Source organism: Okeania sp., from assembly GCF_983059655.1.
The window spans coordinates 1-12,925 of record NZ_CEZPJD010000146.1 but is presented as its reverse complement, the minus strand read 5'-3'; the positions used below and the strand labels follow the sequence as shown (position 1 = coordinate 12,925).

Below are 12,925 nucleotides of genomic sequence, written 5' to 3'. Positions count from 1 at the left end.
GGGAACACCGGAGCTGGGAACACCGGAGCTGGGAACACCGGAGCTGGGAACAGATAAGAATAATTGATAATTTATGGATAAGAATTGATTTTATTTTTAATTTTTGGAGATGTCTAATAACTATTTAACCAGATTTGATATCAGGTACATCTATAGCAGGCAAGATACTATTGCGGGCAAGATGTCCTGTCCGTACTGTAGAAATTCCCTTGTTAATATATGTACTTCTATATACGAAAGAACTTTGTAGTGCAGAATGGCGGAAATAACTGACCAGTTACAAAATCCTAAAACAATTACAAATCAAAAATAATTGACTATCAGATGTGTGTCTTACGCTCTGGAGGCGATGTGTGCATAACCATTTCATTTCCGCACTTTAAAAAAACCTCGCCAATTAGTAATCGCTTTTAAATGCATGACTGTTAACTTCCGCGTAGTGGCAGTAGTCTATTGATAATAAATTGCGCTGTAAAACTGTCAAATCGTTGAATGGACTCACTACTCTTCAATTGCCCCTTTTTAATACTTCGATAACTAATATGTATCTTAACTTCTGAAAAGATGACATATGAGAAACTCATAGTTCAAAAAAATTCTCATGCGACGATCGCTCCTACAATTCATATCATAAGTATTAATTTAATTGGATTTGTTTTGAGGTCTAAGAGCTTAAGATTTCTGAAATATTTATTGATTTTTTAATTTTTTAATTACTAATTATAGCAAAGCTTTTATAATTTGTAAATATATGTAAAGTAACGATCAAAAATATCGATCACATAGTAAATCTACTTAGATTTATATAGTGTAGAATGATTTATATATGATGATAAATATCAATCAACTATAAACTATGGTGCATTTTTAGCTACTTATTTTAAGATTATTACTCAATTAATTGGTTGAATCATATTAATTTACTAATCGAAATAACACTGTTTTACTGTTTAGATATTTATTATAATTATTTAATTTATTCTATGAACCAAAATAGAAAAATACTGAATTTTAATACAAACAATACAATGAAATATTGTAGAAATGTGTGAAATAATGATTTTATGTTCAAATATTAAGTATTGTAATATAATATAATTAACAGAAAGAAACATTAAAATTATTTTATTGTATTGTCATTTTCTTTAGAAAAAAAAACTAATCTATAAAGTCAAGCAGATGGCCACAAGTGATGTTTTCAAATATTCACAACTCGATCGCTATTCGAGTTTTCATATTGAACCTTTAAGATTCATGTCTGCAAACAACAAAATCATCAAATTAGCACAAGAAATAGACATCCTTAGTCAAAAAATGGCAACCGGCAACCTATTATTAAGTAGCCATGCTAAAGAAGGAAAACTTTATATATTTTATGGTAGATTACTCTATACTACTGGTAACCTTCATAGAGTGAGACGTTGGCAACGAGCGATAAGGTTGCACTGTCCTGAATGGAAGCCCATAACTTCACAACTATCAGATAGAGAAAAACCTTGGGAATATCTTCTACTATATGATGGAATAACAAGAAATAAAATTACTCTTTATCAGGCTAAAAAAGTAATTCGTACTGTCACCTTAGAAGTGTTATTTTCCTTGAGTCTTTACGCAGACTTAACACGTCAGTGGGAGCCAAGTCCAGATAATAAATCAGAATTATCTTTAGGTTTAGCTCTATGCTATAGAGAACTAGAAGAAATTTTTAGTAGAATTGCTAAAATGCAAAAGTTATGGCAAAAAGCAGGTTTTGATAGTCTTAACCCCAATCTTGTTCCTGTAATGAACAAACCTATCAAACCAGAAGCTCTATCTGGTTGGGGTAAATACTTACAGGGCAACCTAACTCTATGGGATATTGCCTATAAACTACGAAAATCAGTATTAGCTGTAACTAAAACTTTAATTCCTTTAGTCAAAAAAGGATTACTTCAATTAAAAACAGTACCAGACTTACCAATATCACCGATAGAATCATCTTTAACAACAGCTAACCCTCAGGATAATGTAGACAAAACTACATCACAAAAACAACCATTAATTGTTTGTATTGATGATAGCCCGGTAGTTGCTGAAACATTAAAGAAAATTGTACAACCGGCAGGTTACAGATTTATCAGTATACAAGATCCAATTAGAGGATTTGTAAAAATAGCCGAACATAAACCAGATTTAATTTTTCTTGACCTAGAAATGCCTCATGCTAACGGTTATACTGTCTATCAATTCTTACGCAAAGCACCAGCCTTTGAAAAGATACCAGTGATCATTTTTACCAGTCGAAATAATTTGATAGACCGGAGTCGGGCTAAATTAATAGGAGCAGCTGACTTTTTGAGTAAGCCTCCTAAACCGGAAGAAGTCTTAAGAATGATCCAAAAACATTTGCTTAATACTTAAAATTAAAGTAGCAAATAAAAAATTTATTAATAGAATCAATTTTTGGACAAATATTAAATAAAAAGTAGTAAAGTTATGAAAGCAAGTATATTAATAGTAGAAGATAGCCCAACTGAAGCTAGTATTTTGACTGAATGTCTGCAAAAGTCAGGATTTGATGTATTGAGTGTAACCACAGCAGAAGCAGCTAAAGCTTTGCTGAATCAAAAAACTTTTGACGCAATTTTAACAGACGTGGTATTACCTGGTCAAAGTGGTTATGGACTTTGTAGGGAACTAAAAAGTCAAGAAAATACAGCTCATATACCAATTATTATTTGTTCTAGTAAATCAGGTAAAATAGACCAAAAATGGGGCATGAAGCAAGGTGCATCTGCTTATGTTACAAAACCAATTAATCAAGAAGAAGTTGTAGCAACATTAAGACGATTAGTTGTGTAACAAAAATAAATTTTTATGACTAAAGTATTCACTTAAAGTCAATGCAAAAACAACAATTATTCCGTAGCACACAATATTTATGTATAGAAGTTAATCAGACCTTACAAACTATACTATCTACTGATGACTTAGATGAAGTTATCACTTTAGACTACCAAAAAATCTTACAAATACCAGGTATGCCAACTGTAGTTGCAGGAGTTTTTCAGTGGCATGGCGAGATTATGTGGTTGATTGATATTGCTTATTTGATGGGATTTAATCCTTTGCTATCTACTGGATACTATCAGGAAAAATTTAGGGTAGTAAAAGTAAAATATAAAGGTAAGTATCTAGGTATTTTAGTACAAAAAGTGGGTGAGTTGATAAATGTTGAGACTAAAAATATTACCCTGGTGAAACAAAAAAAAGTTAATTCTCATGTAGAAAAATTTATCAAGGGAACTTGTACAAACTCAGCTAGAGAAAAAATGATGATTGTAGATATTGAAAAAATTATTCAATATTTAGAAACAAAAGAGAAATAACAATCAAGTAAAAAAATCAACAACAGCCATTAAAAATAAATTAGTAATTCTGGATAATTAATACCACTAAAATTATGACACAGACAAATTTTAGAAAAACCAATCAATCAGACAATAGAACGCCAAATTCAAGCCAAAGTTACTACAAAAAAACTGAACAAGAAACTATACAGACTCCAGCAAATAATGAATCATTAGCAATCGTGCCAGTAGAAGTGTGGCAGCCAGATACTAATCAAAAATCATTAGGAATCAGAGCAAAAACTAATGCTTTAGCAGAAGATTTAGCTGCATTACGGTCTAACATAGATGTCAGGATTAATCAACTTCAATCATTAATAGAAACAGAAGGAGCTGCCGCCGAACGAGCAGAATTATTAAACGAAATTACTTCCCATATCCGGGAATCTCTCAATTTAAAAGACATCTTTAAAACAGTAGTAGAAGATGCTAGGGCAGCCCTACAAACAGATAGAGTAGTAGTTTATCAATTTGACAAAAACTGGAAAGGTACGGTTATTGCAGAATCAGTGGATAGCAATTGGCCAAGAGCTTTGGGGGCAGAAATAGCCGACCCCTGCTTTGCAGACCGTTATGTAGAGTTTTATCAAAAAGGCCGGGTAAAAGCAACAACTGATATTTACGAAGCAGGATTAACAGAATGTCACATTAGCCAACTAGAACCCTTCGCTGTGAGAGCTAACTTAGTTGCTCCCATTGTTGCCAACGGAAAACTATTAGGCTTATTAATTGCCCATCATTGCTCTGAAGCACGACAATGGATAGAATCAGAAATCGAATTTTTTCAGCAACTAGCCATTCAGCTGGGCTATGCTGTAGACCAAGCTTTACTATTAACAAAACAGAAAGCAGCTACCCAACAAGCCCAAAAACTTAATTATATAAATGTCCAGATTCGTAAATCTCCAAATATTCAAGACATTCTCACTATTTCAGTTGAAGAAACTCGCGAAGCTCTTGGTTGTGACAGAGTAGTAGTATACGAATTTGATAGCCAGTGGAAAGGCAAAGTTATTGCAGAATCAGTAGATAGCAATTGGCCACAAGCTCTAGGGGCAGAAATAGCCGATCCTTGCTTTGCCGATCGCTACGTTCAAGCCTATCAAAGGGGGCGGGTTAAAGCCACAGAAAATATATACGAAGCTGGGCTAACAGAGTGCCATATTAATCAACTAAAGCCCTTTGAAGTAAAAGCTAACTTAGTTGCTCCCGTAGTGGTAGAACAAAAACTCATAGGTCTATTAATTGGCCATCAATGCACAGGGCCTAGAGCTTGGACAGAATTAGAGATTGACTTAATTCGCAAGGTGGCTGTTCAGGTTGGTTATGCTTTAGAACAGGCATACCTGTTGCAAAAACAACAAGTCGCTGCCAAGCAAGCTCGATTTTTAAACGAGATTGGTATCAAAATCCGGAATTCCCAGAGGAGTGAAGATATTTTTGATACGATCGTAGAAGAAGCTCGTAGCGCATTACAAGCAGATCGCGTCATACTTTATCAATTTGATGCTGACTGGAATGGTACAGTTGTAGCCGAGTCAGTAGATAAAGCTTGGCCTCAAGCCTTTGGTAAAAAAATATCTGAGCCTTGCTTTAAAAAAAATTATCTCAAATCATATCTGCGAGGGCGGGTTAGTACGATAGAGAATATTGATGAGGCAGGGTTAGGGGAGTGTCATGTGGGGCTTTTAGAACCTTTTGCCGTTAAAGCTAACATTGTTGCTCCGATCATCGCCGAACAAAAACTTCATGGCTTGCTGATCGTACATCAATGTTCTGCACCTCGTAGGTGGGAAGAATCAGAAATTGACTTTACTAAACAGTTGGCCACCCAAGTAGGTTTTGCCCTTGACCAAGTAACATTATTGCAACAGCAACAAGCCGCTACAAAACAAGCTATTGCCCTCAACCAAATCAGCTCCGATATTCGTAAATCTCTTAACCCTCAAGACATCTTGAACACTACAGTCGAGGATATGCAAGAAGCTATCCAAGCAGATCGAGTTATGGTCTATGAATTCGATCCTCAGTGGAAAGGTACAGTAGTAGCAGAATCAGTAACAGTTGGATTTCCAGAAGCATTAGGAGCTGAAATTGTAGATCCATGCTTTGCTCAAGGTTATATTAAGCCATATCTGAAAGGAAGAGTTAAACCAACCAATGATATCCGTGAAGCTGGATTAACAGAATGTCATATTAAACAATTAGAACAGTTTAAGATTAAGGCAAATTTAGTAGCTCCCATTATCTCAGATAAAAAGTTATATGGTTTATTGATCGCCCACCAATGTTCTGCTACTCGCAAGTGGGAAGCGTTAGAAATTGACTTAATTAAGCAAGTAGCTATTCAAGTTGGTTACGCACTAGACCAAGCATTTTTGCTAGAGCAACAACAAGAAGCAACTCAACAGGCTCGGTTACTCAGTGAAATTAGTTCCCGCATCCGGGAATCTCTAGAATTGGAGAAAATTTTCCAAACCACTGTAGAAGAATCACTGGTACTGATGAAAGCTGACCGTATTGTTATATATCGTTTCGATGACAACTGGGAAGGTAAAATTATTTCTGAGTCAGTTAAACCTAATTGGTCAAAGATTGCAGAGATGGAAACAGAAGTGCCATGTTTCCCGACTGAGTATGTAGAACCCTATCGTCAAGGTCGAACACAAATCACAGCAGATATTTACAAAGCAAATTTAACCGACTGTCACCGAGAACAGTTGGAAAAATGGCAGGTGAAAGCAAATGTGGTAGTGCCGATTTTGGTTGGTCAAAAGCTTTATGGTTTATTGGGCGCTCATCAATGTTCCGGTACAAGACAATGGCAAGATTCAGAGGTAGAAATTTTCAAACAACTGGCTTTACAAGTGGGGTCTACTCTTGAACAAGCTCTCTTATTAGAACAGGTAATTCAGGCTCGGAAAACAGCAGAAACTATCTCTGAGGAACAACAAAAGGGGAAAGAGTTATTAGAAAATCAGATAGAAACTTTTTTGACAGAAATAGAAAATTCTTTTGATGGAGATTTGACTGTACGAGCTAATGTAACAGTAGGTGTAATGGGCACTGTGGCTGACTTTTTTAATGCCACGATTGAAAACCTACAGCAGTTGGTATTGCAGGTGAAGTCAGCAACAAATATTGTGAGTTCAACAACTGAAGGTAACAATGCTGAAATTGAAAAGTTGTCTGGTGAAGCTCATCGCCAAGCAGAAGCGATCGCTGATGCTCTTGGGCAAATTCAGGTAATGACAAATGCGGTTAAAGCAGTAGCTGCTAATGCTCAACAGGCGGAAGCTAAGGTGCAGCAAGCAAATCAGATTTTGCAAACCAGTGATGCTGCAATGAACCGTAGTGTGGAGGGAATTGTGGTTATTCAGAAAACAGTGGAGGCAACTGCCCGGAAGGTGAAAAATTTAGGGGAAACTTCTAAGAAAATTTCACGGGTGCTGAGTTTGATTAATGATTTGGCAAATCAAACAAATATTTTGGCGTTGAATGCTTCGGTAGAGGCAACCAGGGCAGGGCAAGATGACCAAGGATTTGCTACAGTTGCTAGTGAAGTACGTTCTCTGGCAGAGCAGTCAGCTAGTGCTACTCAAGAAATAGAGCAAATTGTTGAAGAGATGCAATCTGGCACTAGCGAAGTTGTCAAAGCAATGATAGTAGGCCGCAAGCGGGTAATGGTGGGAACTCAGTTAGTGAAAGGAGCGCGACAAACTCTGACCGATCTATTGGAGGTGAGTGGACAGATAAGTGAGTTGGTAGAGGAGATTACTTTGTCTGCGACTACTCAAGTTGATACTTCTAGCCAACTGTCAGAAACAATGCAGGAAATGGCAACGATCGCTAATCAAACTTCTGAACAATCTATGACTGTTGCAGAGTCTTTTTCTAAGTTACTAGAAGTAGCAGGAGATTTAGAAAAGAGTGTGGCAGAGTTTAAAGTCAATTAATAATTAATAATTAATAATTAATAATGGCTTTGTTCCATGAATGTTGCGATGGTAAAGGCACTACATACAGGGTTTTTGTGCGTGACGCTAGCGCTAACGCACCCTACCAATAGCGTTCTCCCCCGCTCCCCTACTCCCCTACTCCCCCACTCCCCTACTCCCTATTCCCTATTTCCTATGATAGAAACTGACGATCGAGCCTACGAATTTTTTGTAGAAGAAGCTACAGAATTACTACAGACTCTTGAAGAAGGATTAATAAATATCTCTCAAGAGCATAAGATTCAAAAACTACATCAACTAATGCGGGCAGCTCACTCAATTAAAGGTGGTGCTGCTTGTATTGGTTTAATAGGAATTCAAAAAATTGCTCACAATTTAGAAAATAGTATTAGAGCGCTTTATCAAGAAAATACTGTTTTTGACCTAGAGTTAGAAAGTTTACTGCTGCAAGCTTTTGACTGCTTGCGATCGCCTACTTTAAAACAAATTGAAACAGGTAACTATGACCAAGAGAATTCTATGGTTAAGGCGAAGCAAGTTTTTGAACAGATAGAGAAGAAACTGGGGCATTCTTTAGAAGAAGCAGCAGAATTTCCCGAAGTGTCTATGGATGAGGGTGATATGACTAAATTTCTGTTTACAGAAGAAATACCCTCTGGTTTGCATCGTTGGGACAATTTATTGGCTGGAAAGAATAGCTCCGACAGTGGTTTATCCATTAAAGAGGAACTGAAGAGACAAGCTGAAGTATTTGCAACTTTAGGGACAATGCTAAATTTGCCTGGGTTTACTTCTATTGCTCAAGCTACTATCAAAGCCTTGGAAGTCAATCCAAAATACATCAAAAAAATTGGTACACTAGCTCTAGCAGATTTTTGGGCAGGGCAAAAAGCAGTATTAGCAGGCGATCGCACTCAAGGTGGAAAGCCAAATGCTACATTAGTCAAACTAACAAAACCACTAAAATCTCGAAAGGTAGAAACAACTACTAAGAGAAAACAAGTTAATCAATCAACTAAACCAGTAAAAGCTGTTGTCCCTAAAACATCTGAGGTTGCAGTAGAAACAGAAATAAACAGCGCTCATCAGAGTAAAAATCATGTCAAAACATCTAATGTTGAAATTACATCAGTAAATATTTCTCAAAAACAAGTTTCTGCACCGGGAGTTGCTAATCAAAAGAAACAAATTCAGCAAAAGCAAATTACTTCTACATCCTCGTCTTCTCTAGGTATCAGAATAGATATCAAGCATCTGGAAATTCTCAATAATTTGCTGGGAGAATTAGCCACTCAAGATAATAGTTTTATTCTCCAAAATCAACAATCTCAAGCTGCAATAGGAACTTTAGAAAAAGGGTGGCAAAAATTTAATCAGTTAATGATGAAACTGCAAGATATTAATGCTTTTCCAGAGCAACTAAATCAATCGCCTAATTCTCAGAAAGATCGACTAGCATATCTAGTAAATATACTACCAAATCTATTAGAAGAAATTGCTCAAATAGGCGAAGCTGTTAGTGATATTAAACTACTACATCAGCAAAGCCAACAAGTTGTAAAAAAAAGACAACAAACCTTACAACAAATACAAAATAATATCACAAAAACTCGAATGTTACCTGTGGAATCATTATTGAATCGATTTCCTAGAATGATTAGAGATTTATCAGTGCAAAAGCAAAAACAGGTCAAACTCGAATTAGTGGGGATGAATACTCTAATTGATAAAGCAGTTTTAGAGAAATTGTACGATCCTATAGTTCATATAGTTAGAAATGCTTTCGATCATGGTATCGAGCCCCCAGAAATCAGACAAAGTAATGGTAAATTAAAAGCAGGAAAAATCACTATTAAGTCCTATTATCAAGGGAATTATACTTATATCGAAATTCGAGATGATGGTCGGGGTATAGATGTTAATAAAATCAGACATCTAGCTATAGAAAAGAAAATTTATTCTGCCACTGAAGCTGCTAAATTATCCACTAAACAAGTATACAAATTATTATTTTATCCTGATTTTTCAACTACAAAAAAAGTGAGTGATATCTCAGGAAGAGGCATGGGATTAGACTCAGTTTACAGTCAAATAGAATCATTGAAAGGAAGTATTACTATTCAATCCCAACTTGGTAAAGGAACAAAATTTATTCTGAGATTACCATGGACTTTAACAATTACAAAATTATTGGTTTTTCGCTTGGAGGGAAATTTATTTGCAATTCCTTTAGATATTTTAGCAGCCATAATATATGTTGATCCTAGTGAAATTAAAGTCGAGCGCAGGGAAAAAGTATATTATTGGAAAGGCAAAAAGGTATCTATAGCACCATCAATTTTATTTAATTGTAACTATCCCATAGCCCCAGGAATTATTCAACAAGAACCTATTGAATCTTCTTGGAAAAATTCTTATACAAAAAACTCTCAAGGGAAAGTAATGTTGCTATTAATATCTGAAGATTCTGATACAATTGCTATCAAAATTGAGCAAATATTAATGGAGCAAAATTTAACTATTAAACCTTTTAGCAATATTTTAACAGCAGCATCATATTTATATGGTTGTGCAATTTTAGGAGATGGGAGCTTAGTACCAGTTATTGATGGGATTCAATTATTAGAAAAAACATTACAAACAGAACAATTTAATACTAAAAAATCGCCCAAAAATACATCTAAATTTCAACAGTATCCTATTTCTAAATTACCAACTGTTTTAGTAATTGATGATTCTCTAACTACTCGCCAAGCTATTTCCAATACTTTACAAAAAACAGGGTATGATGTTATGCAAGCTAAAGATGGATGGCAAGGGTTAGTACAACTACAGCAACATACTCAGATTCAAGCTGTTATTTGTGATGTAGAAATGCCAGAAATGAATGGTTTTGAATTCCTCAGCCGTTGTCGTAAACAATATTCTATGGCAGAAATGCCTGTATTAATGCTAACATCTCGTAGTAGTCAGCCCTATCGTATATTAGCTAGGCAATTAGGTGCAAATAACTATTTAACTAAGCCTTATTTAGACCAAGAACTAATCAATAGTTTACAAAACTGCTTACAGGTTTAATTAGGGCTTGTTCAAAAATTAATAATTAATAATTAATAATTAACAATTACCTATCCTTGAAAAAGAAGAGGATTGACTCAAAGGAAAATTTTTCTTTATTATCCCCTGAAAAGGGGAGGCTTTAAACCACAATTTTTCGGTAAGTGAGTAAGGGAGTAGGGGAGCGGGGAAATGGAGAATAGAATTTAATTAGGAGCTAAGGTTTTCTGATTTTTGATCTTTGTTCTGTATGTTGTATACAAATTGTACAGATTTGCTTGACTAAAACAATAGAAAATACAATACAATACGACTAAAAATTATAGTTAATCTTGAAAAGCTTTCTATAACTTTATTGTCAATGTAAAGTCATTAATTTTACCAAAATGTTACAAGAATCTTCCGAAACGCCTTTACTAGATATTAGTGTCGAAGAACTAGCAGAGCGCTTAAAGGATGGTATTCCTGAAAATTTACAATTAGTTGATGTTCGGGAAGATCCAGAAGTAGAAATAGCTTCTATTAAAGGTTTTCAAGTTTTATCTTTAAGTAAATTTTCTGAATGGTCAGACCAGATTAATGTCCATTTAGACTATGAAAAAGAAACTTTAGTCTTGTGCCATCATGGCATACGTTCAGCCCAAATGTGTCAATGGCTGAAGAGTCAGGGTTTTACAAATGTAAAAAATATTGTTGGTGGTATTGATGCTTACTCAATCTTAGTAGATCGAAGTATACCTCGCTATTAGTTCAGAATTAAGAACTTTACAGCATGGGATAAAATTATTGACATTCTCCCGATGTTGCGCTTTCGCTACAACGCGGGATTTTTTTAACATCGCTGATATGGTCTTTCTGCTTCCAAAGTACTTGCCCCTAAGACTGAACCTTTTTTCGGTCTTACGGTCGTCCACAGACTGACACTTCTAGCCCACCAACCTTATTTTTTTGCAATTAGCATATTATATCAAATCCGCCTAATTGCACATAGATCCAATAACGTCATAATTAGGATTTTAAGCTATTAGACATCTCCAATAATAAAAAATAAAATCAATTATCCTACATAAATTATCAATTCTTTCCCCTCCACGGTCGGGGTTAGGGGTGGGTTCCCTACTCCCTACTCCCGACTGGAGATGTCTATTGATTGTGAGGTTATTTAACCGGATTTGATATTATTTTAAGAACCGCAATATTGATTGGTTTTCACCGACTACGCTCCCCTTCCGGAGAGTGCGGGTCTCCAACCAAATGTTGAGATAATAATGAACTATAAGTTATATAAAGAAAAGTAAATTTTGTGTTATGATTAACTATTATCATACTTTTTGTTATTTGGTAGTTCACCTAATACACTCTCTCTACGTCCATGTCACTGCAAGTTAATCTTAGCAACCGTCATCAACATATACTATGGGCAACAGTTCGTCATTATATTGCAACGGCAGAACCAGTTGGCTCCAAATCCTTAGCAGAAGAGTACAATCTCAGTGTTAGTCCAGCGACAATTCGTAATGGGATGAGCTTTCTGGAAAAAATAGGACTTTTATATCAACCTCATACTTCTGCTGGAAGAATTCCTTCAGACTCAGGCTACCGAATATACGTTGACCAATTGATGAAACCCTCAGAAAATCTGGCTTTTGAAGTAGAAGAACTTTTACAAAAACAATTGAATTTGCCAGAAAGTCGTCTAGAGGCCCTACTTCAAGGTTCGGCTCAAATTTTGGCTACTCTAAGTGGTTATATTACCCTAATTACAATGCCTCAAGCTGCCACTGCTAAGTTACGACATCTACAACTGGTACAGGTGGAAGCAGAAAAAATCATGTTGATTGTAGTGACAAATACTTATGAAACTCAGTCTCTCGTGATGGACTTGAGAGCTATAAATCAGAAAAATTTACCAGATAATTCTGTACTGCCTGACCCAGAAGATATTGATAGAGAATTACAAATATTATCAAATTTTTTGAATGGTCAACTACGAGGACGATCGATAGGAGAATTATCTTCATTAGATTGGACAGAGCTAGACCGGGAGTTTGAGAAATATGCTGAGTCAATCAAAAATCTGTTGGAAAATTTAGCTCTGCGTTGTCAGACACCAGAGTATACTAGGATTCTGATTAGTGGTATAGCAGAAGTATTGCGTTTACCAGAATTTTCTAAACTGCAACAAGTTCAAACTATTATTCAACTATTAGAAGAAGAACAGGAACAGTTGTGGCCTTTAATATTTGAAGCCCCTAGTACAGATAAGCAGGTGACAGTCCGAATAGGTTCGGAAAATCCTCTAGAACCCATCCAAGGTTGTGCCCTGATTTCTGCAACTTATGGGAATGGGACAACTCCTCTGGGAAGTGTAGGAGTTTTGGGGCCAACTAGAATGGTTTATGAGAATGCGATCGCTATAGTTAAATCTACAGCAGATTTTCTCTCAGAAGCTATTGGAGGAAGTTAGAAGTCAAAAGTCAAAAGTCAAAAGTTAGAAGTGAGAAGTAGGGAGTCAGGAGT

At 35.7% G+C, this 12,925-nt stretch carries 7 protein-coding genes; all 7 read left to right on the top strand.

Annotated features, from left to right (window positions below):
* Positions 1-1,179 precede the first annotated feature (1,179 nt).
* On the top strand, positions 1,180-2,400 hold the full coding sequence (locus AC3DU7_RS10780; protein WP_488039350.1) for a response regulator: 1,221 nt from the start codon (positions 1,180-1,182) through the stop codon (positions 2,398-2,400).
* A 75-nt stretch (positions 2,401-2,475) separates the two neighbouring features.
* Complete coding sequence (locus AC3DU7_RS10775; RefSeq protein WP_488039349.1) at positions 2,476-2,841, top strand: response regulator transcription factor; 366 nt, start codon at positions 2,476-2,478, stop codon at positions 2,839-2,841.
* A gap of 41 nt (positions 2,842-2,882) precedes the next feature.
* Positions 2,883-3,368, top strand: a complete 486-nt coding sequence (locus tag AC3DU7_RS10770; protein ID WP_488039348.1) for a chemotaxis protein CheW — start codon at positions 2,883-2,885, stop codon at positions 3,366-3,368.
* Positions 3,369-3,442: 74 nt separating this feature from the next.
* Entirely contained in the window at positions 3,443-7,345 is a 3,903-nt protein-coding gene (locus AC3DU7_RS10765) for a GAF domain-containing protein (RefSeq protein WP_488039347.1), read from the top strand.
* A 177-nt stretch (positions 7,346-7,522) separates the two neighbouring features.
* Positions 7,523-10,426 (top strand): hybrid sensor histidine kinase/response regulator, encoded by a 2,904-nt coding sequence (locus tag AC3DU7_RS10760; RefSeq protein ID WP_488039346.1) that lies wholly within the window; start codon positions 7,523-7,525, stop codon positions 10,424-10,426.
* Between the two features lie 365 nt (positions 10,427-10,791).
* Positions 10,792-11,154, top strand: coding sequence for a rhodanese-like domain-containing protein (locus AC3DU7_RS10755; RefSeq protein WP_488039345.1), 363 nt, complete (start codon positions 10,792-10,794; stop codon positions 11,152-11,154).
* Positions 11,155-11,777: 623 nt separating this feature from the next.
* A complete protein-coding gene (gene hrcA / locus AC3DU7_RS10750; protein WP_488039344.1) occupies positions 11,778-12,872 on the top strand; it encodes a heat-inducible transcriptional repressor HrcA in 1,095 nt (364 codons plus the stop codon).
* Positions 12,873-12,925 lie beyond the last annotated feature (53 nt).

Bases quoted from the DNA above. Each gene is read 5' to 3' on its own strand.
- AC3DU7_RS10780 (WP_488039350.1), top strand. From the start codon at position 1,180: ATGGCCACAAGTGATGTTTTCAAATATTCACAACTCGATCGCTATTCG.
- AC3DU7_RS10775 (WP_488039349.1), top strand. From the start codon at position 2,476: ATGAAAGCAAGTATATTAATAGTAGAAGATAGCCCAACTGAAGCTAGT.
- AC3DU7_RS10770 (WP_488039348.1), top strand. From the start codon at position 2,883: ATGCAAAAACAACAATTATTCCGTAGCACACAATATTTATGTATAGAA.
- AC3DU7_RS10765 (WP_488039347.1), top strand. From the start codon at position 3,443: ATGACACAGACAAATTTTAGAAAAACCAATCAATCAGACAATAGAACG.
- AC3DU7_RS10760 (WP_488039346.1), top strand. From the start codon at position 7,523: ATGATAGAAACTGACGATCGAGCCTACGAATTTTTTGTAGAAGAAGCT.
- AC3DU7_RS10755 (WP_488039345.1), top strand. From the start codon at position 10,792: ATGTTACAAGAATCTTCCGAAACGCCTTTACTAGATATTAGTGTCGAA.
- hrcA (WP_488039344.1), top strand. From the start codon at position 11,778: ATGTCACTGCAAGTTAATCTTAGCAACCGTCATCAACATATACTATGG.